This window comes from Nakamurella flava (assembly GCF_005298075.1).
In the GTDB taxonomy this organism is placed as follows: domain Bacteria; phylum Actinomycetota; class Actinomycetes; order Mycobacteriales; family Nakamurellaceae; genus Nakamurella; species Nakamurella flava.
The window spans coordinates 669,265-695,161 of the sequence record NZ_SZZH01000001.1; the positions used below are offsets into that span (position 1 = coordinate 669,265).

Here is a 25,897-nt window from a genome sequence, read left to right on the forward strand (position 1 = left end):
CCCGCCCGGCCCGGAGTCATGGCCGCGACGGAGCCCCGATGAGGCCGAGATGCTGGGCCCGGACGACGGCTTCGAGCTGAGTGGTGACCCCGAGCTTGGAGTGGAGGGTCTTGATGTATCCCCGGCTGGTGTTGAGGCTGATCCCGAGCACGCGGCCGATGCCGGCGGCGGTCAGCCCCGTGCCGAGGAGCCGCAGCACCTCCAGTTCCCGTTCGGTGAGTCGGGGTCCGTCGTGTCGGGCGTCGGTGACGACGGTCGTCCGCGCGAAGGTGGACGGGGCCACGACCATCTGACCCGGGGTGAGGCTGCGGAGCACGCCGATCATCTCGGTGAGCGAGCCGTCCTTCGGGATGAAGCCGGAGGCCCCGGCCTGGGCGGCCCGGGACACCCACTGGGGATCCCGGTGCGCGGTCATCACGGCGACCGCGGTGCCGGGGGTCGCGGCCAGGATCCGCCGGGTCGCGGTGAGGCCGTCCTGGCCGGGCATCTCGATGTCCATGACCACGACGTCCGGGCGCAATCGGGCGGCCAGGTCCACCCCTTCGGCCGCCGTGGTGGCCGTCCCGAGGCATCGCATGGCCGGCACCGTGGACAACGCGGCGGCCAGCAGATCCCCGAACGAACGGTGGTCGTCGACGACGAGCACGGTGACGTCGTCCACCGCGCCGTCCAGGCGGGGTGGCTTCGACGGACCGACCGTCGATCGGCGCGCGGTCAGCAGCGGATCTCCGCCGTCTCGATCCATGCACGACCCCCAGTGGTCACTACTCTCGGTGACCAATCCTGGCGCAGAATAGCCCCGATCGAGCGGTTTGGCCGGAAGGCTAGCAGCTTTCGGCGCCGCTGCAATATACGGAACGTCAACACCCCTCGATTGGGGATCGTCACTCCACCTCACGTGCGCCACGCTGGGTAGAGCCCGCGATCGGGTCGCCGTCCGGCGGTGCCGGCCGGTGCACGACTCCACCGCGATCGCCGCTCCCGCCCGCGAGGGCGCGACAGCGGATCGGCCGAGTGCGGCCCGCGCGAGAACGGGTGCCCCGGGCGGCCGCCCGATCGCCGCCACGACCCCCACGAGCAGGAGGATGTCGGTGATCCGAGTGCTGCTCGTCGACGACCACGACTTCCTGCGGATCAGCGTGTCGAGCCTGCTGGCCCGGGCCGGTGGGATCGAGGTCGTGGGGGAATGCGCCGACGGCGCGAGAGTGCTCGAGCTCGCGCTGACCCGGCGGCCGCACGTCGTCCTGATGGACATCCAGCTGCCGGGCCGGTCGGGTATCGACGTCGCCCGTGAACTCATCGCCCGTCACCCGATGGCCCGGGTCCTCATGCTCACGGGATCGTCGGATCAGCACTGGCTCCTGGACAGCAGGGCGGTGGGCGCCGCCGGCTTCCTGGTGAAGTCCGGCGATCCTGCCGTCCTGGTCGCTGCCGTGCGAGCGGTGGCGAGCGGCGGTTCCGTCTGGCCCGATCATCGGCCGACGCTGTCGCTGTCCTGACCCGCGACCCGGTCGACAGCCGGCCGGTGGGGAATTCGCTGGGTACCGCGCTCGGACCCGGATGGATTCAGGAACAGGCCGACCCGAGCACCGCCAGGAGGCGGGCGTCGAGCCGCCCGGTCGCGATCGGCCCGAAAGTCCGGGAGTCGATGGACACCTCGCGGTGATCGCCGAGCAGGAAGACGCTGTCCGGCGGAACGGTGACGGGCCCGAAGTAGAGGCCGTCGATGGTGCGGCGATCGACCCAGGGTTCCGGGACCGCCACGCCGTCGACCGTCAGGACGGCGTCCTGGATGGCGACCCGCTGGCCACCGACCGCCGCGACCCGTTTGATGACCTCGTCACCGGTGTCCGCGTCGTGGAAGGTGACCACATCGCCGGGACCGACCCCGGTGCCGTGCAGGCGGAGCAGCAGCACCATGTCCCCCACACAGACGGTCGGGGACATGCTGTCGGACGCCACCGTCAGGACGTCGAGTACGGCCACCCGCACGACGACCACCGCCACGACGATCGCGCCGAAAGCCACCAGCGGCCAACGGGTTCCCCGGCGGGGGTGTCGGACGGCGGTGGCCCGGTGGCGGCTCACGCGGTGCCGGACAGCACGACCGCCAGGCCGACGGCGGCGGCCATCAAGGCCAGCTCGACCGCCCCGGCACGGAGCAACGGCCCCACCCGACCCTGCGCCAGCGGGCCGACGGCACGCCTGCGGTGCTAGGCGCCGACGCCGACGAGGGCGGCCAGGGCCGCCACTTTCGCCAGCGTGATCGCTCCCCGGTCGGTGGCGAACAGTTCGGTCCAGCCGTCCAGCATGGCCACCGAGGCCACGACCCCGGACAGCCCGACCGCGGCCACACAACCCAGGGCGAGGGCACTGAACCGGGGCACCGCCACTGTGAGCGCGACGGGCTGCCGGCGCAGGTGCACCACCATCACGAGCAGGCCGCCCACCCAGAGGGCGGCCGCGGCGACGTGCCCGGCCAGCGCGATGGTGGCGAGTGTGATGTTCGCGTCGTGGTGGGCGACGTGACCGGTCAGCGCCAGGGGCAGCAACCCGCCCACCGCAATGGCCAGCAGCACCGACAGCCCGAGCCGGCCGTCGAAGCGGCGACCGAACAGCGTCAGCAGCACGGCGACCCACAGTGTCGCAGTGATCGACAGCATGCGGTCGGTGCCGAACAGCAGGGGGATCACGTCGGCGTGGGCCGGCAGTCCGGTGACCGGGACGCCGGCCAGGTCGGACAGGGACAGCACCCAGGTGGCGACGCTGGCCGCCGTCCAGACGCCGGCCCAGACCACGGTCACCGAGCCCAGCCGGTGGTCCAGCGCCCACCGGCCCGGCCAGACGCCCGTGCCGAGCAGCAACCGGACGAGCAGGGCACCGGTGACGGCGATACCGGCCATCTCCTGGACGAGGCGAACCACCGGCAGGGCACCGGCGGTCAACGGCCCGGCATCGGGCAGACCGATCGGCGACGGCTGGTACCCCGCGCCGATGAGCGAGCGGGCCGCCAGGATCGTCGCCACTCCGGTGAGGGCCGCGACGACCAGCACCAGGGCCGCCGCCCTTCCGTCCCCGGCCGGTCTGCCGCCGGCGTCTGTCGACGGCCGGTCGAACCGGTCACGGCGACCGGGGAGCAGCGCGGTCATCGTCAGTACCGCTGCTGGTCGACGAACGACTCGTCGTCACCGCAGGGCTTGTCGGCGTTGATCGGGTCGTTGACCGCAGCATCCGGCGTGCCCTGGCCGACGCTGAACTGGTGCATCATGTCGTGGTCCTCGTGGGCCAGGTTGTGGCAGTGCACCATGTATTTCCCGGTGCGCGGGGCCAGGTGGTCGGGCCGGGTGATGTCGCCGAACTTCATGATGAGGCGCACCTTCTCGCCCTCGCCGACGTAGACGACGTCCTTCGGGCCCTTCTCGTAGGCGAAGGGGTCCTTGCCGTTGCGGGACAGGATCCGGAAGTCGATGAGGTGGATGTGCACCGGGTGGAACCACCCGCCGGACTTGTTCTCGATCTCCCAGATCTCGGTGTCACCGACGTTGGGGTTGGCCAGGACCGAGGTGTACCCGGACTTGATGACGTCGTCCCAGGTCTGCCCGTTGAGCATCCACTGCTGGCTGCTGTCGCTGCGCTCCACCCGGATGTTGCGCACCTTCATCGAGCTGGCGGGGGTCAGTCGCATGATGTCGTTGCCGGGGTTGAGCGACTGTGGGATGGTCCGCGCGGTCGGGTCGTTCGGGTCGAAGCCGTCGTCGACGACGTCGAAAGCCATGACCTTGCCGGTGTTGTCGTAGTCACGATTATTCGGGTTGCTGGCGTTGCGCAGCTCGATGCGGGTGCCGGCCTTGAACCCGGAGAAGTCGATGAGCACCTCGTACCGCTCGGCACTGCCGTGCCGCCAGGAGCTGACGTTCTGCGACACCGGCATCAATCCACCGTCGGTGGCCACCATGTACATCGGCGCGGCCGGCGACGTGGAAAAATTGTACGACCGGGAGATCGAGGCGTTGAGGACGCGGAACCGGTACACCCGCCGCTTGACCTTCATCACCGGCCACGGCGCCCCGTTGACCAGGATGACGTCACCCCACAACCCGGAATGGCTGCGGTCGTCCCACAACTGGGACCCGTCGGCCTGGAACATCATGTCGCTGACGGTCAGTCCGACGTCGAACTCGTTCTGCGGCAACAGGGCTCGCTCCATCGGATCATGCAGGTGGTACTGGGCGGCCAGGCCGGAGTAGGCGTTCTGGGACGTGAAGTGCACGCCGTGGTCGTGGTACCAGAGCGTCCGAGCGGATTGGAAGTTCGGGTAGTGGTAGAGCTTCTTCTGACCGACCTCGGTGACGTCACTGGCGTACCCGTCGTACTGCGGCAGTGAGGCGGATCCGTGCAGGTGGGTCGAGATGCGGGTGGGGGTGCCGAATGTCGGATGCACCTCGGGGAGCTGGTTACGCATCGCCATCTGGACGCGGGTGCCCTGCTCGACGCTGATCATGCGCCCGGGAACCTTGCCCTCGTAGCCGAGCACGGGCGTGTCCATGTTCGGGACGATGCGCGCCTTGCCGAGTTTGGCCTCGTTGCGGTAGACGTCGATCTGACCGAACTGGTCGGTCAGGACTTCGTTTTTCGGCAAAGCCTCCAGGCGGGCGAACGGGACCTGATACGGCTTGGGCATTTTCGACGACGGCAGCAGGCTGGCCGACGAGGCGTCCACCGCTCCCCAGGGGATGGCCAGACCGGCTGCGCCCAGCGCGGCCAGGCCGCCCAGCTTGAAGGCATCTCGACGGGAGAGTGAAGGCATGGCGTGCTCCTGGAAAAGGGTGGCGTGCTGCGGCATCCGCGAGTCCCCGTCCTGCGCGGTGGGCCGTTCCAGGCTGCGACGCGGCGGCCGCCGGCAGTACCCCAGGGCTTGGGGGACCCATCCCCCCAAAGCTGGGGATCACGGGCCGTCACCAGCATCGGACGCCCCCGTCTCCCCATATTTGGGTGGATGGCGGCCCCCCGCGTGGGGGTGTCCGGATGCCGCGGCAACGTCGAGAGTTGCTGCACCGCCGCCGCATCCGATGCGCGTCACGGCGCAGTGAACGCCCCGGGGACCGCCACTGCCTCGCCGCCCGGTGGCTGCCGCACCCGCCCCAGGAGGTCCACCATGCCGCAGCGTTCCTCTCTGCCCGACCGTCCGTCGGCGGTCCATCGGGCCCCGGTCCCCACCCGGCACCGGGCCCGGCCGGTCAATCGGACCAGTCGCGCCCAGCGGACGGCAATTGTGATCACCGCACTGGTGGCGCCGTTCGTGCTGGCCACCCCGTCCTCGGCGGTCACCCAGATCACGGTCAAGAACCCGGGTGGGCTGACCGCGGCCGGCCCGGTGAACTCCGACTACGGTTTCCCGGCCTGGTACCAGGACAGTGCCGGTACCCGCATCGAGCCGTGTCTGGACCAGGACAACAACCTGTGCGGCTTCCTGCCCGGCGACGTGCCCGACCCCAGCCGGCCGATCTCCTTCCCCGACAACTTCCCGGAGGAGTTCTTCTACCAGCTCGCGGGCAGCGACCTGACCCTGCCGGGCGGCGGGAAGGCCACCCTCACTCTGGGACTGGAGGCCGCCTTCGCCAACGGTGTGGAACCGGGGGAGCAGGTCGTCTTCGCCCGCACCCGGGTGGTCGTCAAGGGGGGCCCGGCCAACACCACCCTGACGTTCAAGCACCCCTTCGGTGAGCTCACCATCGACACCGACGGCACCGGCGCCGGCCGGATCGTCCAGGACATCTCGCCCGCCGTCGGCAACTTCACCGCCGCCCTCAAGGGCAACTTCGGTCCGTTCCTGCGCTGGGACCCCGCCGTCGCGCCGGCCGCGCCGGAGGGGTTCGTCGGCGACCCTGGGCAGGCCCACGCGGTCACGGGTGGCCGGGGCGGCTACAACAAGTTCTCCGTCACCTCGCCCGGTGGCCTGGCGGTGGAGAACACCCAGTTCACCATCTCCGGCAAGATCGCCACCAACACCGGGGTCACCGGTGACGCCGCCCGGGCGAACCAGGGATACCTCGACGTCTTCGCCACCAGCGGCGGCACCTCCCTGCAGGTCGACGGCATCTCCGGGTCGTTCGCGACGACGCCGATGACCAACGACCCCGGCTCGCCCCGCCACTACGCGCGGATCGCCTTCACCGGGGCCAAGCCATCGAAGGTGACGGTGCGCAACCTGGGTGACAAGCCCGCCAGCACCGCGGTCATCAGCCTGCCGGACACCACGGTCACCGCCGCGGCCTACGACGGCACCGCGCTGACGGTCGCCGCCGACAGCGATCACTTCCCGGTCACCGTGGCCGGGATCGGCAGTCTGCCCGACAACCGACCGATCTCTTTCCCGATGCTGGCCCCGCCGGCCACGGTGACCCTGACGTCGTCCTCCGGGGCCAGTGTGACCTCGCCCGTGGCCATCACCGGTGGGTCCGCCACCGATCCCGGGTTGCCCCCGGTTCCCCCGGCCCCGGACCCCGGGCCGGTCATCGACAAGACACCGGACAACTCCACTGTCGTTCCCGCTCCGGCCCCGACGGCCAGCGTCGCCACCCCCGCCGCCGCGCCGGCCGGGGCCACGGTCACACTGGATGCCAGCGCGTCCACCGGCAACGGAGCGACGTTCGCCTGGTCGCAGACCAGTGGGACCCCGGTGACGCTGACCAACCCGCAGTCGGCCAGGCCGACGTTCACCATGCCGTTCGCCACGGACACCAACGCCACCGCGCCGGCGACCACCACGCCGCTGTCGTTCAAGGTCGTCGTCACCGAGACGGCGCCCGCGGACGGATCGGCGACCCGGACGGCCGAGGCCACCGTCACCGCGCCGGTCAAGACCGACACCGTCGCGATCGCCGCCGGGACGCGGCACCGCCTCGGCACCGAGTTCCGCATCGACGGCACCTCGCTCATCGACGGCGCCCCGTTCAGCGGCGCCCCGGCCACCAGCGTCGTCGTCTGGGACATGTCGCGGGCGGCCGCACCGGTCAAGCTCGGGGTCTCCCCGGTCGACACCCTCGGCAACTGGACCCTGCGCCTCAAGCCCGGACCGTCGGCTCAGATCACCCAGGTCCTCGTGCAGTCGACCCGGGGTGGTAGCGCCACCGCCACCCCGACCACCCGCTGATCGGATTCCCCCCGCCCCCCGGCAGGCGCGACTGACGACCTGGATCGCGACCAGGTCGTCAGTCGCGTTCGATCGCGCTCCGGACCATCGCCCGCACGATCATCGGATGCACCAGACGGACCGGCAGCAGGTAGACCCGGCCGCGCCAGCCGTGCAGGCGCACCCGGGTGTCGACCCGGACCTGCACGCCACCCGGGGCGGACACCCCGGCGCAGAAGTCCAAGTGCTGGTCCGGCGCGGCGATCAGTGCTTCTCCTCCGCTGACCTGGGACACCCGGAAGATGTCCGGCGGAGCGGGCGGGATCCCCAGCAGCCGCACCAGCCGCTGGCGCAGGGTGAACAGCGCACGGACGGCGCGGGGGAGGGCGCGGACGTCGAACACTCGGGCCTCCAGCTCGGCCGGGTCGGCCGGGATCACGGCCCGCCGGTCCACCGGGACACCAAGGGGCCGTTCTACTGGCACTTCACCAACAGGGACGACCTGCTCGCCGCCGTCCTCGACCGGTGGACCGCGGACCGCACCGACGACGTCATCGCCGAGACCGGTCGACCGGGGGACGCCGCGGACGACCCGGCCGCCGCGGTGCGGTCCCTCATCACCCGGGTGGCCGCCAGTGGGGTCGGCGAGCTGCGGCTCTACGCCCCGGTCGGCGAACAGCACCCCCTGGTCGCCGCGGCCGTCCAAGCGGTGACGGCCACCCGGCTCGACCATCTGTCGGCCCTGCTGCGGCGCCTGGGGTACCCGGCGCCGGATGCCGCCGCCCGGGCCCGGGCGGCCCTGGCCCTCGCCCTCGGTCAGCAGGTCCTCGCCGGAGCGGTCCCCGATCTGCCGTCCGGAACGGAGGAACGCGACCGGGCCCGCGCGCTCGCGCTGGAACTGCTGCTGCCGGCCGCCACCGACCGGTAGGCGCGTCGCGCGGTCGACCGACCCGGCCGGCCCCCGGAACCGGGCCCGGGATCGTCAGGCGCGCTCGCGGTCGGTCGACCCGGTCCGACCGGAACGTACGATCACCCCAGCAGGCCGACCGACCGGGGGCGGCCCGCGGGTCGAAGGAGAGACGGGTGCCGCTGCGACTCCCGCGCCTGCGTCGCCGCCGCGAGCCGAAACCGGCCGACGGCACGATGACGCTGATGGAGCACCTCTACGAGCTCCGTCGTCGCCTGTTCTTCGCGGTACTGGGCCTGTTCATCGGCACGGTCATCGGGTTCATCTGGTACACGGTGACGATCCCGCCCATCCCCACCCTGGGCGACATCATGATCCACCCGTACTGCGCGGTCCCGGCCCAGAACCGGGCGCAGTTCGTGGGCGGGGACGCCGACGCCTGCCAGCTGCTGGCCACCACTCCGTTCAGCATCCTGCAGGTCCGCCTGAAGTCGGCGTTGCTGGCCGGTGCCGTGCTGTCCGCGCCGATCTGGCTGGCCCAGCTCTGGGGGTTCGTCACCCCGGCCCTCTACAGCCGGGAACGCAAGTTCGCCGTCGTCTTCGTGGCCGCCGGGTCGATCCTGTTCGCCGCCGGCGCCGTCCTGGCCTACGTGGTGGTCTCCGAAGGGCTGACCGTGCTGCTGGGTCTGGGCGGTGACACCACCACCTCCGCGCTCGACCCGGACGCCTACTTCAGCTTTCTCATCGCCATGCTGCTCATCTTCGGGGTGAGCTTCGAGCTTCCGCTGCTGCTGGTCATGCTGAACCAGGTGGGGGTGCTGTCCCACGCCGCGCTGGCCAAGGCGCGCCGGTACGCATTCTTCGGCCTCGTCGTCTTCGCCGGGCTGGTGGTGCCGGGCAACGACCCCATCACGATGCTCGCCCTGGCCGTCTCGCTCTGCATCTTCTACGAGGTCTCGGTGCAGATCGCCCGCGTCCACGACCGGCGCAAGGCCAAGCGGCTGGCCGCCGCCGGTCTCGGTGAACTGTCCGACGACGAGGCCTCCGCGCTCCCGGCCGACCCGGCCCCGGTGGGGACGGCCGACGTGACCTCCGACGACTACGCCGCGCCGATCGCCGACCCGACGCCCATCCCACGGGCCGACCCGCCGCCCCCGCCGACCCGACCGGCACCGCCGCGGACCACCGACCCGACGCCCCCGCCGGCCCGCCCGGACGATCTCGGCGACGCCACCTGATCCACCGCCCCCGAGGCTGAACGACCGGTCCCACGGCGTTTCGGCACGCCCGACGCCGGGCAGGGAACCGGCATGCCCAGCCCGTCCGTCCCCGGACCCGCCCCGTCCGCCCCGCCGTCGTCCGGGTCCCGGCCCGGTCCCCGGTTCGGCTTCCACGCCTCCCACGAGCAGGTCCACCCGGCCGTCCTGCGCGACTCGGCGGTGCAGGCCGAGCAGGCCGGGTTCGACGCCGTCATGTGCTCGGACCACCTGGCCCCCTGGACGTCCGCCCAGGGCCACTCCGGGTTCACCTGGTCCTGGCTCGGGGCCGCGCTGCAGGCCACCGACCACATCCCGATGGGCTCGTTCCACGCCCCCGGACAGCGATACCACCCGGTGATCTCGGCCCACGCCATGGCCACCCTGGCGGCGATGTTCCCCGGCCGGCTGCCCTGGGTCGCCGTCGGCAGCGGGGAGGCGCTCAACGAACACGTCACTGGTGACCGCTGGCCCAGCAAACCCGAACGCATGCAGCGGCTCCGTGAGTGCGTGGACGTCATGCGGGCGCTGTGGCGGGGGGAGGAGGTCAGCCACCGCGGCCTCGTCACCGTCGATCGGGCGCGGCTGTGGTCGTTGCCCGAGGTGCCGCCGGAGCTGGTGGCCGGGGCGGTCAGCGCCGAGACGGCCGCCTGGGCGGCCGACTGGGCCGACGGCCTCATCACCGTCAACCAGCCGGCCGAGGACCTGACCCGGGTGCTGGCCGCCTACCGCGACCACGGCGGCCGGGGTCCCGCCCGTCTGCAGGTGCACCTGAGCTACGACCCTGACCCCGACCGGGCCCTGGCCATCGCGGTCGACCAGTGGAAGGGCAACTGCGTGCCGACCGACCTGGCCTGGAACCTCGAGCATCCCGAGCAGTTCGAGGCCGCGACCGCCCACGTCCCCGACCACGTGGTGGCCGAGAACGTCCTGGTGTCGGCCGATCTCGGCCAGCACACCGCCTGGCTGCAGGACTACCTCGACCTCGGCTTCGACGAGCTGTACCTGCACTTCGTCGGCCAGGACGACGACGTGTTCCTGGCCGCGTTCGGCGACCAGGTGCTACCCCAGCTGCGCGGCGAGGCCCCCGTGGTGCCGCCGATCCCGCCGACCGACGCCCTGGCCGCCCGCAGCGACGACCCGGCCGACGTCCACCCCGGTGGCGGGCGATGAGCGCGGCCAGCACCGGCGACCTGTGGTGGAAGAACGCCGTCGTCTACTGCCTCGACGTGCAGACCTTCTTCGACGGCAACGGCGACGGCGTCGGCGACTTCCGTGGGCTCACCGAGCGGCTGGATCACCTCGTCGACCTCGGGGTCGACGTGCTGTGGTTGATGCCGTTCTATCCGAGCGCGGACGCCGACGACGGCTACGACATCACCGACTACTACTCGGTCGACCCCCGGCTGGGCACGCTGGGCGACTTCGTCGAGTTCCTGCGCACCGCCCATGAGAAGGGCTTCCGGGTCATTGCCGATCTGGTCGTCAACCACACCAGCAACCAGCACCCGTGGTTCCAGGCCGCCCGGTCCGACCCGGACTCGCCCTACCGCGACTGGTACGTCTGGCGGGACGAGCCCGGCCCCACCCGCCCCGGTGACGTGGTCTTCCCCGACCGGGAGACCAGCCTGTGGACGAAGGACCGCAAGGCCGGCCAGTACTACCTGCACCGCTTCTACCGGACCCAGCCCGACCTCAACGTCGCCAACCCCGCGGTGCGCGACGAGATCGCCCGCATCATGGGCTTCTGGATGGCGCTGGGCCTGTCCGGGTTCCGGGTCGACGCCGTCCCGTTCCTGCTCGAGACGCACGGCCCGGGTGGCAGCCCGGGCGTGGACCCCGACCTGCCCGACCCGCACGGGTATCTGCGCGATCTGCGGGCCTACCTCAACCGCCGGCACGGCGGCGCGATCCTGCTCGGCGAGGTCAACCTGCCGCACGCGCAGGCCCGCGAGTTCTTCGGCGACGAGGACGGCGACGAGCTGACGATGCTCTTCGACTTCCCGACCATGCAGGCGATGTACCTCTCGCTCGCCCGGGGCGAGGCCGGTCCGCTGCGCACCGCGTTGAGCGGCCGGCTGCAGACCCCGGACGACTGCCAGTGGGCGGTGTTCGCCCGCAACCACGACGAGCTGACGCTCGACAAACTCAGCGGCGCCGAACGGCAGGAGGTGTTCGCCGCCTTCGGACCCGATGAGGACCTGCAGCTGTATGGCCGGGGGCTGCGTCGCCGGCTGCCGCCGATGCTCGACGGCGACCCGGCCCGGGTCCGCCTCGTGTACAGCCTGACCCTGTCCCTGCCCGGTACGCCGACCCTGTTCTACGGCGAGGAGATCGGCATGGGGGAGTGTCTGGCCCTGGAGGGCCGGATGGCCGTCCGGTCGCCGATGCAGTGGTCGGCCGGCGACCTCGGCGGCTTCAGCGCCGACGCGGACCTGGCGCCCGACCGGCTGACCCGGCCGTTCCCGGCTCCGCCGTACGCCCCCGACCAGGTCAACGTGGCCGACCAGCGGCACGACCCCGAGTCGCTCCTGTCGTTCCTGCGGCAACGGATCCGCTGCTACCGGGAGAACCCCGAGTTCGGGTGGGGCACCCCCACCGTCCTGGACCACGAGATCCCGTCCGTCTTCGCCCACCGCAGCGACTGGTCGGGCGGCACGGTGCTGGCCGTCCACCAACTCGGGCCGGATCCCGTTGCCGTGCCGCTGACCCTGCCCGGTGAGCCGACCGGTAGCGCCCTGGTCGAGCTGGCCGCATCGACCCCCGGTGGGCGGCCCGGAACCCGGCTGCCGGTCGACGGGGAGACGGTGACGGTCGACCTGGCCGGGTACGGCGCGCGGTGGTTCCGACTCGTGCGACCCGGGGACGTCCGCCTGCTGTGACACGCTGGTGAGGTGAGGACGACGGGCGTGGGAGGTTTCGGCCGGGGCGGCGGGGCGGACGAGGAGTCGGAGGACCGGCCGTTGTCGCCGGCGGAACGGTTCGCCCGGTCCGCCGAACGTCGTCGGTACAGCGAGCTGGAACAGTTCGCCGACAGTCGCCCGTTCCGGCTGGACGATTTCCAGACGCAGGCCTGCCGGGCGCTGGAGGACGGCCGCAGCGCCCTGGTCTGCGCCCCGACCGGAGCCGGCAAGACGATCGTCGGGGAGTTCGCCGTCCACCGGGCGCTGGCCACCGACGGCAAGTGCTTCTACACGACTCCGATCAAGGCCCTGTCGAACCAGAAGTACACCGACCTGGTCGCCGAATATGGGCCGGAGCGGGTCGGGTTGCTGACCGGTGACACCTCGATCAACGCCCACGCACCGGTCGTGGTGATGACCACCGAGGTGCTGCGAAACATGCTGTACGCGGAGTCGTCCGCGCTGCGGGGACTGACCGCGGTGGTGCTGGACGAGATCCACTACCTGGCGGACAAGTTCCGCGGCGCGGTGTGGGAGGAGGTCATCCTGCACCTGCCGGACAGCGTGCAACTGGTGGGCCTGTCGGCGACCGTCAGCAACGCCGAGGAGTTCGGCGCCTGGCTCACCGAGGTCCGCGGGGAGGTCACCGTCGTCGTCGACGAGGTCCGGCCGGTGCCGCTGTGGCAGCACATGCTGGTCGGCAAGAGGATGTTCGACCTGTTCACGACCTCCTCGGCGGCCGAACTGGCCAGCGCGGCGGCCGCCGGGTCCGGGCCGGTCGCGGCGGTGCGCATCGACCCGTCCCTGGCCCGGGCGGTGTCCGACGCCCAGTCGATGGCCGATCGGTTCGGCACCGCCGGTTACGACCGTGCCGGTAAGGACGGTGGCCGGGGCCGGGCCGGGCGTCCGCGCTCCGGCGGGTTCGGCGGCCCCCGGTGGCGGCCGCCGGCCCGGGTCGATGTCATCGAGAAACTCGACGCCAACGGACTGCTGCCCGCCATCACCTTCATCTTCTCCCGGGCCGGGTGCGACGCCGCCGTCGCCCAGTGCGTGCGGTCCGGGCTGCGCCTGACCACCGAGGCCGAACGGGCCGAGATCCGCGCCGTCGTCGACCGCCGCACCGTCGACCTGGCCGAGGGTGACCTCGGGGTGCTGGGCTACTGGGACTGGCGGGACGCCCTGGAACGCGGGTTGGCCGCGCACCACGCCGGGCTGCTGCCGGTGTTCAAGGAGACCGTCGAGGAGCTGTTCGTCGCCGGCCTGGTCAAGGCGGTGTTCGCCACCGAGACGCTCGCCCTCGGCATCAACATGCCCGCCCGCACCGTCGTGCTCGAGAAGCTGGTCAAGTACAACGGCGAGGGCCACGTCGACCTGACGCCCGGCGAGTTCACCCAGCTCACCGGGCGGGCCGGCCGGCGCGGGATCGACGTGGAGGGGCACGCCGTCGTCGTCTGGGCACCGGGGATGGATCCCCGTCAGGTCGCCGGCCTCGCCTCCCGACGCACCTACCCGCTGCGCTCGTCGTTCCGGCCCAGCTACAACATGGCCGTCAACCTCGTCGACCGGCTCGGCCGAGCGCAGGCGCGCACTCTGCTCGAGCAGTCGTTCGCGCAGTACCAGGCCGACCAGTCGGTGGTCGGCCTCGCCCGGCAGGTGGCCCGCAACACCGACGCGATCCGCGCGCACGAGAAGTCGATGCAGTGCGACCAGGGGGACATCGTCGAGTACCTGGAACTGGCCGGTCAGCTCAGCCGGGCCGAGAAGGAACTGGCCCGGGCCGGTGCGTCCCGTCGCCGTCGGGAGACCGAGAACGACCTCGGTGCCCTCAAGCGGGGCGACATCATCGCCGTGCCCACCGGTCGGCGGGCCGGCCTGGCCGTCGTCCTCGACCCGGGGGTGAACACCGACGGGACCGTCCGACCCCTGGTGGTCACCGCCGGCCGCTGGGCCGGGCGGCTGTCCGACGCCGACTTCCGCGGCCCCGTCCCCGCCCTCGGCACCCTGCGGCTGGGCAAGTTCACCGACCACCGTTCCCCCAAGGTGCGCCGCGATCTGGCCTCGGCGCTGGCGTCGTCCGGGACGGTGGTGCCGGGCCGGAGCCCCCGCCGGGGCGGGGACCACGACGCCGGCGAGGCCGAGTTCGCGGTGCTGCGCCGGGCCGTCAAGGCGCATCCGGTACACGGCTGCGCCGACCGGGAGAACCATCTGCAGTGGGCCCGCCGCTGGCAACGGCTCACCGCGGAGAACGCCGCCCTCACCGCGAAGGTCGATTCCGCCCGCGGCTCCCTCGGCCAGGAACTCGACCGCATCCTGACCCTGCTGACCGATCGCGGCTACCTGCGCGGGGATCGGCTCACCGAGACCGGCCGGATGCTCAGCCGCATCTGGTCCGAGAGCGACCTGGTGGTCGCCGAGTGCCTGCGCCGCGGCGCGTGGACCGGGCTCGACCCGGCCCAGCTCGCGGCCGTCGTCTCCACCCTCGTCTACGAGTCCCGCCGGGAGACCGGGCCGCAGCGGATGCCGTCGGGGCCGGCGGCCGCCGCCGTCACCGAGACGACGCGGATCTGGGCCGAGGTCACCGCCCAGGAACGGGAGCTGCGGCTGCGGGTCACCCGTGATCTCGACCTGGGCTTCGGGGCGGCCGTGTCGACGTGGGTCCGCGGCGGTTCGCTGGCCGAGGCGCTCTCGGTGGCCGCGTCCACCGGGACCGAGCTCACCGCCGGCGATTTCGTGCGCTGGTGCCGCCAGGTCGTCGACCTCCTCGACCAGATCGCCGGGCTCGCCGGGTCGGGTCGCTCGGGGACGACGGAGTCCCCGGCCGCCGCGGCGCTCGCCCCGGTCGCGGCCACTGCGGTGGCCGCGATCACGGCACTGCGCCGAGGTGTCGTGTCGATGGCGGCAGCCTGACCGTCGCGCGGTATCAGGCCGGGCCGCCGTAGCCTCCGGGGACCGGACCAGCCCCGCGCAGCGCCCGAACGGGCGAGTCGCGCTCCGTCCCGGTGCGGGCCGGTCATGATGACTGTCACCGTCGGGGTCGAACCCGGTCGAGGAGGAACCAGATGAGCACGCCGCAGGGTCCGGGCCAGGGGTCCGACGAGCAGCCGGCCGGACGCGACGCGGCCCACGCCGCCGGGGGGGCCTCCGACAACGAGGCCACCACGGTGTACCGCCCGCAGGACCACCTCGGCGCGGGGTCCGCCGCGCCCGGTCAGTCCGGTGATCGGGGCTCCTCCGCCCCGCCGACGACCGCGGAACCGGCCTACGGTCAGCAGTCCTGGTCACAGCCGGCCCAGCAGTCCTGGGCCCCCGGTCAGCAGACCCCGCCCCAGCAGTCCTGGCAACCCGACCAGCAGTCGCCGGCCCAGCAGCCGTGGTCGGGGGCGCCCGACGGCGGGGCGTCGGCCTGGGCGCCGGGCGGCTCCGACCGGTCGGGTGGGGCCTGGAGTCAGCCGGGCGAGCAGTACGGCGGTCCGGGTGGCTACGGGCATCCCAGCGGTGGGTGGGACCGCGGCTCGGCCGGCGCCGGCCAGCAGTACGGTCAGGGCGGCTATCCCTCCGGTCCGGACCACCAGGGCGGATACGGCTCAGGCGCCCAGGGGCAGCCCGGCGCCTACGCGCAGCCCAACGGCTACGGGCAGTCCGGGGGCTATGGGCAGTCCGGGGGGTACGGCGGCGGGTACGAGCAGTCGTCCGGCTACGGCCAGCAGCCGTCCTGGGGTGCCCCCGGCGGAGCCCCGTCCGCGCCGCCGAAGAAGAGCAACGGGCTGCTGATCGGCATCGTCGCGCTGGTCGTCGTCCTGGCCCTGGCCGCGGTCGCGTTGTTCGTCTGGCCCCGCCCGCTCAAGGGCGTCGGCCCGTTCAAGAATGACGTCTTCGACGCGCAGCAGATGAACCGGGACGTGGCCCAGGTGCTGAGCAACGCCGCACCGGCCGGCTACGGCCTGTCCGGCGTGAGCAACGTCAACTGTCCGTCCGGCCAGGAGGTCGTCGTCGATCGGACGTTCACCTGCAGCCTGCAGCTGGACGGCCGGCAGACCGAGCTGACGATCAAGGTGCTCAGCGGCTCGGGTGAGTACCAGGTCAATCCGCCGAACTGACCGTCCGGTCGGGCCGGCCGCCGGTGGGGCGGTCCGGCTCGGAATCGGCGCCGTCCTTGGTCGGCAGCAGGCCCTGCCGCCGGAGCAACCACCAGACGACGGCGACGCCGACGGCCGCGACCACCACGGCCTGCACGATGACGAACACCGCGATCGTCGCGCCGTTGGGCATGATCGTCACCGAGAACAACACGGTCAGCCAGACGGTGACCCGGCGGTAGCGGGCGTCGGCGGTCGCACAGGCCAGCGGCAGCGCCGCCCACAGCAGGTACCAGGGCTGGATCACGGGGCTCAGCAGGACGAACGCGCCCATGGCGATGCCCAGCCCGAGGATCGGATTGAGCCGCCGCTGCCAGCACTGCCACATCACGACCAGCGCGATCACCGCGCCGATCAGCGTGCCGACCGGCTGCATGACGTCCAGGACGGCCTGCGTGTGATCGCCCAGGCCGAGCAGCAGCCCGATCTGGCCGGACCCGACGCCGAGGGACGTGGAGAGGGACAGGAACGACCGCACCATGCCGGGGGTGCCGAGCGCGTTGATCCACCCGAATCCGGCACCGGACGCCCAGGTGACCACTAGGAAGGTCAGGGCGGCGACCATCCCGACGACCGCGCCGACCCGGAACAGATCCCGCCACCGTCCGCCGGCGCGGAGGGCGACCATGATCACCAGGAAGGCCAGGGCCATCGCCGCGGTCGCCTTGATGCCGACCCCGCAGCTGATCAGCACCGTGCCGGTGACCACCGCCAGCGGTGATCGCCGGTAGCCGATGACCAACCCGGCCAGCATGAAGCCGAGCATCAGGGCCTCGTTGTGGCCCCCGCCGATGAGGTGGAACAGCACCAGGGGGTTGAGCGCGCCCAGCCACAACGCGGCGACCGGATCGAACCCGCAGATGCGGGCCAGGCGGGGCAGCGCCCACACGATCATCGCCACGCCCAGCAGTTCGACCAGCCGCTGCACGAGGATCCCGATGACGACGTGGTCGCCGACGATCCCGACGAGGGCCCGGGCGATGATCAGGTAGACGGGGCCGTAGGGGCTGGGGGTGTGCTGCCAGCGGACGTCGACCTGATGGGCGAACGGGTCGCCGTCGCCCAGGGAGTCGTACGGTCCGCTGTCGTAGGGGTTGAACCCGTGACGCAGCATCGACCCGATGGCCAGGTAGGAGTAGACGTCGCGGGAGAACAACGGCGGCGTCACGAGCAGCGGGACGGCCCACATGGCCAGGGTGTGGCTGAGCTGGCTGCGGGACAGCCGGCGGGGCCGGCCGGGCGCGGCCAACCGCCCGATCAGGAACCAGCACAGAACGACCAGGCCGATCCCGGTGTAGGAGCAGGCCAGCGCGGCGGGGCCGATCCGGGAGAGCAGTCCGGCGATGCGGATGCCGTCGATCGGGTTGGGGATGGGGGAGGCCGACCCGTACGACGACCCGGCTCCGAGCATCAGTAGCAGGGAGCCGACCGTGCCCCAGCGGCGCAGGCGGGACAACTGGGCGCGTTCGGTCCCGTTCAGCGGGGCCGCGTCCCCGTCCGATCGGCCGGCGGGGATGCGACGCAACGATCCGGCACCGACCACTCCGGCAGTCTAGGAGGGCGACGGGTCCGTGACCGGCCGACCGGGCGGTGGGGGTTGCGCCGCCGTGAAGTGTCTCGCAGTCCGCCCTGGTCACTCGCTGTCACCGATCGTCCTCGGTACCGTGGAACGGGTGACCGCCGCGACCCTGACCGCCGCCCATCTGCCCGGGGCCGGAGCCGCCCTCGGAGGCGATTCGCTGCTCGCCCGCCTGGACACCTCCGCCGCCACGCAGACCGCCGGCGAGCTGGGCGGTATCGCCGGCTGGGCCGTCGGGGTCATGGAGACCCTCGGCATCCTGGGGGCGGCACTGCTGATCTTCGCCGAGAACCTCTTCCCGCCGCTGCCCAGCGAGGTCATCCTGCCGCTGGCCGGATTCACCGCGTCCCTCGGCACGTTCTCGCTGCTGTGGGTGATCGTCGGTACGACCGTCGGGTCGGTGCTCGGTGCCGTGCTGCTCTACTGGCTCGGCCGGACCATCGGCGCGGACCGGCTGCGGTCGATGGCCGACCGGCTGCCGCTGATGCACGGCGGCGACATCGACCGGGCCATCGACTTCTTCGCCCGGCACGGCGGGAAGGCCGTGTTCTTCGGTCGGATGGTGCCGCTGTTCCGCAGCCTCATCTCCATCCCGGCCGGGGTGCAACGGATGCCGCTGCCGAAGTTCCTGCTGCTCAGCACGGCCGGCAGTCTGATCTGGAACACCGTCTTCGTCCTCGCCGGCTACCTGCTGGGTCAGAACTGGGCGCTGGTCGAGCAGTCGGCCGGGGTGTTGCAGTGGGTCGTGATCGCCGCGGTGGTGATCGCGGTGACCGTTTTCGTCGCCCGACGGGTGCGAGCGCAGCGGGCACGGACGGCCGACGGACGGTGACCCGGCCCGGCGGGCGCGGCCCGACCGGCTGGACACCTGACCGCTGAGGGCAGCCTGACCTGCGTGTCCCGCCCCACACGGAGTAAGGGTCGCTTTCTTTGATCTTCCCGCCGAAAAAGGTCACACTGGTGTTGTGAAAACCGCGACGAGCGCCTCGCGGACCCGCCGCGGCGGGTCCGTCGCCGTGGCGCACGCCCCGGAATCCCCGCCCGTCGGTCCTGACGCGGTCGAAGGTGGCGCGCTCGCGCCCGAGCGTTCGGCCGACGGTCGCACCCGCTCGGCCGTCGTGAACCTGCTGCTCTCCGACGGTCCCATCACCGCCGCCGCGCTGGCCGAGCGGCTGGGCATCTCCGCCGCCGCGGTCCGCCGGCACCTCGACCAGCTGGCCGCCGAGGGAGCGTTGACCTCCCGCGAACAGCCCAGCCGGGTCGCCCGCGGGCGGGGCCGCCCGGCCCGCGTGTACCTGCTGACCGCGGTGGGCCGCGAACGGCTGCCGCACGGCTACGACGAGATCGCCGTCCAGGCGATCCGCTTCCTGGCCGAGACGGCCGGCCCGGACGCGGTCACCGCGTTCGCCCGTCGCCGGGCCGATGCGCTGGTCGAGCCGTTCCGCGACCGCCTGTCCGCCACCCCGGACCCGGCCGGTCGGGCCGAGATCCTGGCCGAGGCCCTGAACTCCGAAGGATTCGCCGCCTCCCTTCAGCAGGTCGGCGTCGGCCAGCAGCTCTGCCAGCACCACTGCCCGGTCGGTGCCGTCGCCCACGAGTTCCCTCAGCTCTGCGAAGCCGAACTCGAGGTGCTGACCCGGGAATTGGGGACCTACGCCCAGCGGTTGGCCACCATTGCCCGGGGCGACGCGGTCTGCACGACGTTCATCCCCATCGACCGGCCGCTGCGGCGCTCGGTTCCGTCGACGCCCGGGAGCCCGCCGGCCGACGAGCATTGACCCGGTTCCACCGACCTGGTGGCCGGTCGCCAGCGCCGTCCACCGTGCATCACCCCCGCAGGACCCGCACCACCCCGCCGCAGTCAGCACGACCCGCCGCATCACCGCGCCGCCGCCCCGATCGTCCGATCGGTCGGGACGATCGACGCCCACCGGACGTACCAAGGAAGGACGCCGTTTCCATGACCACAGCACCGGAGAAGGCACCCATCGCGCCGCCGATCGACCCGGTCACCGGGGAGCCGCTGAGCCAGTCGTTGATCGACCAGGCCGCCACCATCGACTCGATCGGTCGCTACGCGTTCGGCTGGTCCGATTCCGACGCCGCCGGCGCGTCGGCCCGTCGCGGTCTGAACGAGGACGTCGTCCGGGACATCTCGGCCAAGAAGAGCGAGCCGGAGTGGATGCTGCAGCGTCGCCTCAAGGCCCTGCAGTTGTTCGAGCGCCAGCCGATGCCGACCTGGGGTGCCGACCTGTCCGGCATCCACTTCGACACCATCAAGTACTTCGTCCGGTCGGGTGAGAAGCAGGCCGCCTCCTGGGAGGACCTGCCCGAGGACATCAAGAACACCTACGACAAGCTGGGCATCCCGGAGGCCGAGAAGCAGCGCCTGGTCTCCGGTGTCGCGGCCCAGTACGAGTCCGAGGTCGTCTACCACTCGATCCAGAAGGAGCTCGAGGACCAGGGGGTCATCTTCCTGGACACCGACAGCGCCCTCAAGCAGCACCCGGAGATCTTCGAGGAGTACTTCGGCACGGTCATCCCGTCCGGCGACAACAAGTTCTCCGCGCTGAACACCGCGGTGTGGTCCGGCGGATCGTTCGTCTACGTCCCCAAGGGCGTGCACGTCGAGATCCCGCTGCAGGCCTACTTCCGGATCAACACCGAGAACATGGGCCAGTTCGAGCGGACGCTGATCATCGTCGACGAGGACGCCTACGTGCACTACGTCGAGGGCTGCACGGCGCCGATCTACAAGTCGGACTCGCTGCACTCCGCGGTGGTGGAGATCATCGTCAAGAAGGGTGGGCGCTGCCGGTACACGACCATCCAGAACTGGTCGAACAACGTCTACAACCTGGTCACCAAGCGGGCCAAGGCCGAGGCGGGCGCGACCATGGAGTGGGTCGACGGCAACATCGGCTCCAAGGTGACGATGAAGTACCCGGCCGTCTGGATGATGGGTGAGCACGCCAAGGGCGAGGTCATGTCCATCGCCTTCGCCGGCGAGGGGCAGCACCAGGACACCGGCGCGAAGATGCTGCACCTGGCCCCGCACACCAGCTCGACGATCATCTCCAAGTCGGTCTCCCGGGGCGGTGGCCGCACCTCCTACCGAGGGTTGGTCCAGGTCAACCCGGGCAACCACCACAGCAAGTCCACCGTGAAGTGCGACGCCCTGCTGGTCGACACCATTTCCCGCTCGGACACCTACCCGTACGTCGACGTCCGCGAGGACGACGTGGCCATGGGTCACGAGGCGACGGTCTCCCGGGTCAGTGAGGAGCAGCTCTTCTACCTGATGAGCCGCGGCCTGACCGAGGACGAGGCGATGGCGATGATCGTCCGCGGCTTCGTCGAGCCGATCGCCCGCGAGCTCCCCATGGAGTACGCGTTGGAACTGAACCGCCTGATCGAACTGCAGATGGAAGGGGCGGTGGGCTGAGCATGACCAGCAGCACCACTGATCACACGTCCGACGCCGTCCGGTCCGACCCGGACGGCCTGGACACCCCCGAGGGCCTGACCACGGTCGATTCGGTCGGCCCGAGCGCGGACCCCGCGCCCGACGCCGGCGCGCACAGCCACGTCAGCGGTGGGGTCACCGTTCCGGTGACCGGGGGAGCTCCGTTCCTGCACCCCGTCGGCTCGGCCGACCTCGCCGACCACCCGGTGCCGTCCGGCCGCGAGGAGCTGTGGCGCTTCACCCCGCTGCGCCGCCTGCGCGGGCTGCACGCCGACGCCCCGCTCACCGGCGACCCGCTGACCGCCACCTGGTCGGCGCCCGAGGGCGTCCGGGTCACCGAACTGCAGGGTGACGAGGCGCGGTCCGCCCGCGGCCGGTCCGGCTACCTGCCGACCGACCGGCCCGCGGCCCGGGCCTGGCACGAGGCGGCCCGCACCCTGCTGGTGCAGGTGCCCGCCGACGCGCAGATCGCCGAGCCCGTCGAGGTCACGCTGACCGGCCAGGCCGGCGGCGAGGCCACCGCCGGGTGGACGGTCATCGAGATCGGCAGCCACGCCAAGGCCGACATCGTCCTCATCCAGCAGGGCAGCACCACGCTGACCGACGTCGTCGAGATCGTCGTCGGCGACGGCGCCCAGGTGACCGTGGCCGCGCTGGGCGAGTGGGCGGCCGACGCCGTCCACCTCACCCACCATCACGTGAAGCTGGGCCGCGACGCCACCATCAAGCACATCGCGCTGTCCTTCGGGTCCGATCTCTCCCGCGCGATGACCTCGGTGGACTACGCCGGCCCCGGCGGCGACCTGCAGTTCCTCGGCCTGTACTTCGCCGACACCGGCCAGCATCTGGAGCACCGGCTGTTCGTCGACCACACCGCCCCGCACTGCAAGTCCGACGTGCTCTACAAGGGCGCACTGCAGGGCAAGGGCGCGCACACGGTCTGGATCGGCGACGTGCTGATCCGCAAGTCCGCCGAGGGCACCGACACGTACGAGATGAACCGCAACCTGCTGCTCACCGAGGGCACCCGCGCCGATTCGGTGCCGAACCTCGAGATCGAGACCGGCGAGATCGTCGGCGCCGGCCACGCCAGCGCCACCGGACGCTTCGACGACGAGCAGCTGTTCTACCTGCTCTCCCGCGGCATCCCGTCCGACATCGCCCGGCGATTGGTCGTCCGCGGCTTCTTCGGCGAGGTGCTGCTGAAGATCGGCGTGCCGTCCGTGGTCGAGCGGGCCACCGAGACCATCGAGCGCGAACTGGCCGTCGGCGGCTACTGATCCGACCCGGCCGCCGCCGCCCGCGTGGCCCCTGCGAACCGCACACTTTCCGTCACACATTCTGGAGTCAGCATGGCAACACTGGAGATTCGCGACCTGCACGTCAGCGTCGTCACCGAGGAAGGCCCGAAGGAGATCCTCCGCGGGGTCGACCTGACCATCGGGTCGGGCGAGACGCACGCGATCATGGGCCCCAACGGCTCCGGCAAGTCCACCCTGGCGTACTCGCTGGCCGGGCACCCGAAGTACGTCGTCACCTCGGGCACCGTGACCCTGGACGGCGAGGACGTCCTCGCCATGACCGTCGACGAGCGCGCGCGGGCCGGTGTGTTCCTGGCCATGCAGTACCCGGTCGAGGTGTCCGGGGTCTCCACCTCGAACTTCCTGCGCACCGCGGCCACCGCGGTCCGCGGCGAGGCCCCCCCGATCCGCAAGTGGGTCAAGGAGGTCAAGCAGTCGATGCTCGACCTGGAGATCGACCCCCAGTTCTCCGAGCGCTCGGTCAACGAGGGTTTCTCCGGCGGTGAGAAGAAGCGCCACGAGATCCTGCAGATGGCGCTGCTCAAGCCGAAGATCGCCGTGCTGGACGAGACCGACTCCGGTCTGGACGTCGACGCGCTGCGCATCGTCTCGGCCGGCGTGAACCGCTACAAGGAGCAGTCGCAGGCCAGCGGTGAAGGGGTGGGCATCCTGCTCATCACCCACTACACGCGGATCCTGCGCTACATCCAGCCCGACTTCGTCCACGTCTTCGCGAACGGCCGGGTCGTCGAGTCCGGCGGCCCCGCCCTGGCCGACGAGCTCGAGACCAACGGCTACGTCCGGTTCACCGGCGCCGCAGCCGCGGTCTGACCCGGAGTCCCTCGCACTGCCCTGCACAGAACTGAGAGCCCGATGACCGATCAGCTGCTCCGACCCACCGGGTCGGTCGCCCCGGATGCCCTGGCCCATGTCCGCGACGACTTCCCGATTCTGGAACGCACCGTCCGGGACGGAAAACCGTTGGTGTACCTGGATTCCGGGGCGACATCGCAGCGACCGATCCCGGTCATCGACGCCGAGCAGGAGTACGTCACCGGGCACAACGCGGCCGTGCACCGCGGGGCGCACCAGTTGGCCGAGGAGGCCACGGACCGGTACGAGGGCGCGCGCGAGAAGATCGCCCGGTTCATCGGGGCCGGCCGGGTGGAGGAGGTGGTGTTCACCAAGAACGCCACCGAGGCCATCAACCTGATCGCTTACGGCATGGGCAACGCGGGGTACCTGAACGGCACCGAGCCGACCCTGACCGGGGCCGGGCGGTTCCGCCTCGGCCCCGGCGACGAGGTCGTCGTCACCGAGATGGAGCACCACGCCAACCTGGTGCCGTGGCAGGAACTGTGCCGACGGACCGGGGCGACCCTGCGCTGGTTCGGGGTGACGGACGACTTCCGGCTCGATCTGTCCGACCTGGACGAGATCATCACCCCGCGGACGAAGGTCGTCGCGTTCACCCACCAATCGAACGTGCTGGGCACCATCAACCCGGTGCAGGTGCTGGTCGCCGCGGCCCGCAGGGTCGGCGCGATCACGGTGCTCGACGCCTGCCAGTCGGTGCCGCACCAGAGCGTCGACGTGGCCGCGCTGGGCGTCGACTTCGCCGCGTTCTCCGGGCACAAGATGCTCGGCCCCAGCGGCATCGGTGTGCTGTACGGCCGGTACGAGTTGCTGGCCGACCTCCCGCCGTTCCTCACCGGCGGGTCGATGATCGAGCAGGTCTTCATGGACCGCTCGACGTACGCGGCCCCGCCGGCCCGGTTCGAGGCCGGCGTGCCGATGACCTCCCAGGCCATCGGGCTGGGGGCCGCCGTCGACTACCTGTCCGACCTGGGTATGGACGTCGTCGCCGGCCACGAGGCCGAGATCACCGGCTACGCCCTGCAGGAGCTGGGGGCCATGCCGGGGGTGCGCATCATCGGGCCGGCCGACCTGGTCGACCGGGGGAGCGCCGTCTCTTTCCTGGTCGACGGCATCCACGCCCACGACATCGGCCAGATCCTGGACGACGAGGGCGTTCAGGTGCGGGTCGGCCACCACTGCGCCTGGCCGCTGCACCGCAGGTACAAGATCGCGGCGACCGTACGGGCCTCGTTCTATCTCTACAACACGCTCGACGAGGTCGACGCCCTGGTGGCGGCCGTGAAGTCCGGGCAACGCTTCTTCGGAGTCGGGTGACCCTCATGCAGATGGAAAAGCTGTACCAGGAAATCATTCTCGACCACTACCGGGCGCCGCATCACGCCGGGCTGCGGGACCCGTTCGACACCGAGGTGCACCACGTCAACCCGACCTGCGGGGATGAGGTCACCCTGCGGGTCGACCTGGACCCGGCCGGGTCGGGCGGCGAGTCCGTCGTTCGGGACATCTCGTACGACGCGATGGGCTGTTCGATCTCGCAGGCCTCGACGTCGGTGCTCACCGACCTGGCCATCGGCCGCCCGCTGCCCGAGGTACTGCGCACCCTGGACGCCTTCACCGAGATGGTGACCAGCCGCGGGACCATCGACGGCGACGAGGACGTCCTCGGCGACGGCATCGCCTTCGCCGGGGTCAGCAAGTACCCGGCCCGGGTGAAGTGTGCGTTGCTCGGCTGGATGGCGTTCAAGGACGCGGCCGTCCAGGCCACCGATCAGGTTGCTGGTCACGTCACCACGGGTGCGGTCGCCGCCCCCGGAGAACAGGAGAACCGGTCATGACCGATCTGGACACGCCCCGCTCCGGCCGGACGGCCGCCGATCTCGACGCGGCGTCCACCGAGGCTGCGCCAGCCTCCCCAGCCGACGTCGCGCTGATGGAGGAGATGGAGGAGGCGCTCAAGGACGTGGTGGACCCCGAACTGGGCGTCAACATCGTCGATCTCGGGCTCGTCTACGACGTCCGGGTGGACCGCGAGGTCCGCGCCGGGGACGGGGTCGACACCGTGTCACCGACCGGTGAGGTCACCGTCGCGACCATCGACATGACGCTCACCAGCGCGGCCTGTCCGCTGACCGACATGATCGAGGACCAGGTCGCCGCGGCGCTCGTCGGAGATCCCGACGGTGCCCTGGTCGACGATTTCCGCATCAACTGGGTCTGGCTGCCGCCGTGGGGCCCGGAGCGGATCACCGAGGACGGTCGCGAGCAGATGCGGGCGCTCGGATTCAACATCTGACCGCCGGTCAGCTCCGCTCAGCGGCATCCACGGGCACGGTGGGGT

22 protein-coding genes are annotated in these 25,897 nt (G+C 71.5%); 16 read left to right on the top strand and 6 right to left on the bottom strand.

Features of this window, described 5'->3' with window-relative positions; all coding sequences use genetic code 11:
- Positions 1-16: 16 nt before the first annotated feature.
- Positions 17-745: a response regulator gene (locus tag FDO65_RS03020; RefSeq protein ID WP_137447982.1), complete on the bottom strand. Its 729-nt coding sequence runs from the start codon at positions 743-745 to the stop codon at positions 17-19.
- 340 nt (positions 746-1,085) lie between these two features.
- Between FDO65_RS03020 and FDO65_RS03025 the strand changes: the two genes are divergently transcribed.
- The gene (locus FDO65_RS03025) at positions 1,086-1,499 is read left to right on the top strand and encodes a response regulator (RefSeq protein WP_137447983.1); all 414 of its coding nucleotides are present in this window, start codon (positions 1,086-1,088) and stop codon (positions 1,497-1,499) included.
- Between the two features lie 67 nt (positions 1,500-1,566).
- Here FDO65_RS03025 and lepB read toward each other — a convergent pair whose 3' ends face one another.
- The 3 genes from lepB to FDO65_RS03040 all read right to left on the bottom strand — a co-directional run bounded on the left by lepB (position 1,567) and on the right by FDO65_RS03040 (position 4,807).
- Positions 1,567-2,028 carry a signal peptidase I gene (lepB, locus tag FDO65_RS22005; protein WP_166442013.1) on the bottom strand — a complete coding sequence of 154 codons (462 nt, stop codon included), beginning with the start codon at positions 2,026-2,028 and terminating at the stop codon, positions 1,567-1,569.
- Between the two features lie 185 nt (positions 2,029-2,213).
- Positions 2,214-3,149: a CopD family protein gene (locus FDO65_RS03035; RefSeq protein WP_137447985.1), complete on the bottom strand. Its 936-nt coding sequence runs from the start codon at positions 3,147-3,149 to the stop codon at positions 2,214-2,216.
- A gap of 2 nt (positions 3,150-3,151) precedes the next feature.
- A complete protein-coding gene (locus FDO65_RS03040; RefSeq protein ID WP_137447986.1) occupies positions 3,152-4,807 on the bottom strand; it encodes a multicopper oxidase family protein in 1,656 nt (551 codons plus the stop codon).
- A gap of 465 nt (positions 4,808-5,272) precedes the next feature.
- Here FDO65_RS03040 and FDO65_RS03045 point away from each other — a divergent pair, with 465 nt between their 5' ends.
- A complete protein-coding gene (locus FDO65_RS03045; protein WP_137447987.1) occupies positions 5,273-7,153 on the top strand; it encodes a hypothetical protein in 1,881 nt (626 codons plus the stop codon).
- Positions 7,154-7,211: 58 nt separating this feature from the next.
- Here the strand turns inward: FDO65_RS03045 and FDO65_RS23255 are convergent, their stop codons facing one another.
- Positions 7,212-7,865 (bottom strand): DUF2867 domain-containing protein, encoded by a 654-nt coding sequence (locus FDO65_RS23255; protein ID WP_137447988.1) that lies wholly within the window; start codon positions 7,863-7,865, stop codon positions 7,212-7,214.
- On the opposite strand from FDO65_RS23255, the gene FDO65_RS23260 reads away from it, so the two are divergent.
- From FDO65_RS23260 to FDO65_RS03080, 6 genes are all read left to right on the top strand, one after another.
- Positions 7,842-8,060, top strand: coding sequence for a hypothetical protein (locus FDO65_RS23260; protein ID WP_137447989.1), 219 nt, complete (start codon positions 7,842-7,844; stop codon positions 8,058-8,060). The genes FDO65_RS23255 and FDO65_RS23260 overlap by 24 nt on opposite strands.
- 161 nt (positions 8,061-8,221) lie before the next feature.
- A complete protein-coding gene (tatC, locus tag FDO65_RS03060) occupies positions 8,222-9,277 on the top strand; it encodes a twin-arginine translocase subunit TatC (RefSeq protein WP_420847512.1) in 1,056 nt (351 codons plus the stop codon).
- A 72-nt stretch (positions 9,278-9,349) separates the two neighbouring features.
- On the top strand, positions 9,350-10,468 hold the full coding sequence (locus FDO65_RS03065) for a TIGR03885 family FMN-dependent LLM class oxidoreductase (protein ID WP_137447990.1): 1,119 nt from the start codon (positions 9,350-9,352) through the stop codon (positions 10,466-10,468).
- On the top strand, positions 10,465-12,177 hold the full coding sequence (locus FDO65_RS03070) for an alpha-amylase family protein (protein WP_137447991.1): 1,713 nt from the start codon (positions 10,465-10,467) through the stop codon (positions 12,175-12,177). Before FDO65_RS03065 ends, FDO65_RS03070 begins: the two co-directional genes overlap by 4 nt.
- 27 nt (positions 12,178-12,204) lie before the next feature.
- Positions 12,205-15,105, top strand: coding sequence for a DEAD/DEAH box helicase (locus tag FDO65_RS03075; protein WP_205849933.1), 2,901 nt, complete (start codon positions 12,205-12,207; stop codon positions 15,103-15,105).
- A gap of 152 nt (positions 15,106-15,257) precedes the next feature.
- Positions 15,258-16,295 (top strand): DUF4333 domain-containing protein, encoded by a 1,038-nt coding sequence (locus tag FDO65_RS03080; RefSeq protein ID WP_137447992.1) that lies wholly within the window; start codon positions 15,258-15,260, stop codon positions 16,293-16,295.
- Here FDO65_RS03080 and mptB read toward each other — a convergent pair.
- Entirely contained in the window at positions 16,279-17,877 is a 1,599-nt protein-coding gene (gene mptB / locus FDO65_RS03085; RefSeq protein ID WP_137447993.1) for a polyprenol phosphomannose-dependent alpha 1,6 mannosyltransferase MptB, read from the bottom strand. The two genes, FDO65_RS03080 and mptB, sit on opposite strands and share 17 nt — an antisense overlap.
- Positions 17,878-18,007: 130 nt before the next feature.
- On the opposite strand from mptB, the gene FDO65_RS03090 reads away from it, so the two are divergent.
- From FDO65_RS03090 to FDO65_RS03125, 8 genes are all read left to right on the top strand, one after another.
- Positions 18,008-18,745: a DedA family protein gene (locus FDO65_RS03090; protein ID WP_240757392.1), complete on the top strand. Its 738-nt coding sequence runs from the start codon at positions 18,008-18,010 to the stop codon at positions 18,743-18,745.
- A 133-nt stretch (positions 18,746-18,878) separates the two neighbouring features.
- On the top strand, positions 18,879-19,691 hold the full coding sequence (locus FDO65_RS03095) for a helix-turn-helix transcriptional regulator (RefSeq protein ID WP_240757393.1): 813 nt from the start codon (positions 18,879-18,881) through the stop codon (positions 19,689-19,691).
- 182 nt (positions 19,692-19,873) lie between these two features.
- Positions 19,874-21,358 (top strand): Fe-S cluster assembly protein SufB, encoded by a 1,485-nt coding sequence (sufB, locus tag FDO65_RS03100; protein ID WP_205849744.1) that lies wholly within the window; start codon positions 19,874-19,876, stop codon positions 21,356-21,358.
- 2 nt (positions 21,359-21,360) lie between these two features.
- Positions 21,361-22,659: a Fe-S cluster assembly protein SufD gene (sufD, locus tag FDO65_RS03105; RefSeq protein ID WP_137447994.1), complete on the top strand. Its 1,299-nt coding sequence runs from the start codon at positions 21,361-21,363 to the stop codon at positions 22,657-22,659.
- Positions 22,660-22,731: 72 nt separating this feature from the next.
- A complete protein-coding gene (gene sufC / locus FDO65_RS03110) occupies positions 22,732-23,511 on the top strand; it encodes a Fe-S cluster assembly ATPase SufC (protein ID WP_137447995.1) in 780 nt (259 codons plus the stop codon).
- A gap of 42 nt (positions 23,512-23,553) precedes the next feature.
- Entirely contained in the window at positions 23,554-24,873 is a 1,320-nt protein-coding gene (locus FDO65_RS03115) for a cysteine desulfurase (RefSeq protein WP_137447996.1), read from the top strand.
- A 5-nt stretch (positions 24,874-24,878) separates the two neighbouring features.
- Positions 24,879-25,394, top strand: a complete 516-nt coding sequence (sufU, locus tag FDO65_RS03120; RefSeq protein ID WP_137449414.1) for a Fe-S cluster assembly sulfur transfer protein SufU — start codon at positions 24,879-24,881, stop codon at positions 25,392-25,394.
- Positions 25,391-25,852 (top strand): metal-sulfur cluster assembly factor, encoded by a 462-nt coding sequence (locus tag FDO65_RS03125; protein ID WP_137447997.1) that lies wholly within the window; start codon positions 25,391-25,393, stop codon positions 25,850-25,852. The genes sufU and FDO65_RS03125 overlap by 4 nt, the downstream gene beginning before the upstream one ends.
- Positions 25,853-25,897: the final 45 nt, after the last annotated feature.

Coding starts and splice junctions, on each gene's coding strand:
- sufU (WP_137449414.1), top strand. CDS start 24,879: ATGCAGATGGAAAAGCTGTACCAGGAAATCATTCTCGACCACTACCGG.
- FDO65_RS03070 (WP_137447991.1), top strand. CDS start 10,465: ATGAGCGCGGCCAGCACCGGCGACCTGTGGTGGAAGAACGCCGTCGTC.
- sufB (WP_205849744.1), top strand. CDS start 19,874: ATGACCACAGCACCGGAGAAGGCACCCATCGCGCCGCCGATCGACCCG.
- FDO65_RS03020 (WP_137447982.1), bottom strand. CDS start 745: ATGGATCGAGACGGCGGAGATCCGCTGCTGACCGCGCGCCGATCGACG.
- FDO65_RS03080 (WP_137447992.1), top strand. CDS start 15,258: ATGAGCACGCCGCAGGGTCCGGGCCAGGGGTCCGACGAGCAGCCGGCC.
- FDO65_RS23255 (WP_137447988.1), bottom strand. CDS start 7,865: ATGGTCGAGCCGGGTGGCCGTCACCGCTTGGACGGCCGCGGCGACCAG.
- FDO65_RS03025 (WP_137447983.1), top strand. CDS start 1,086: ATGTCGGTGATCCGAGTGCTGCTCGTCGACGACCACGACTTCCTGCGG.
- FDO65_RS03125 (WP_137447997.1), top strand. CDS start 25,391: ATGACCGATCTGGACACGCCCCGCTCCGGCCGGACGGCCGCCGATCTC.
- FDO65_RS03065 (WP_137447990.1), top strand. CDS start 9,350: ATGCCCAGCCCGTCCGTCCCCGGACCCGCCCCGTCCGCCCCGCCGTCG.
- sufD (WP_137447994.1), top strand. CDS start 21,361: ATGACCAGCAGCACCACTGATCACACGTCCGACGCCGTCCGGTCCGAC.
- sufC (WP_137447995.1), top strand. CDS start 22,732: ATGGCAACACTGGAGATTCGCGACCTGCACGTCAGCGTCGTCACCGAG.
- FDO65_RS03040 (WP_137447986.1), bottom strand. CDS start 4,807: ATGCCTTCACTCTCCCGTCGAGATGCCTTCAAGCTGGGCGGCCTGGCC.
- FDO65_RS03115 (WP_137447996.1), top strand. CDS start 23,554: ATGACCGATCAGCTGCTCCGACCCACCGGGTCGGTCGCCCCGGATGCC.
- FDO65_RS03035 (WP_137447985.1), bottom strand. CDS start 3,149: ATGACCGCGCTGCTCCCCGGTCGCCGTGACCGGTTCGACCGGCCGTCG.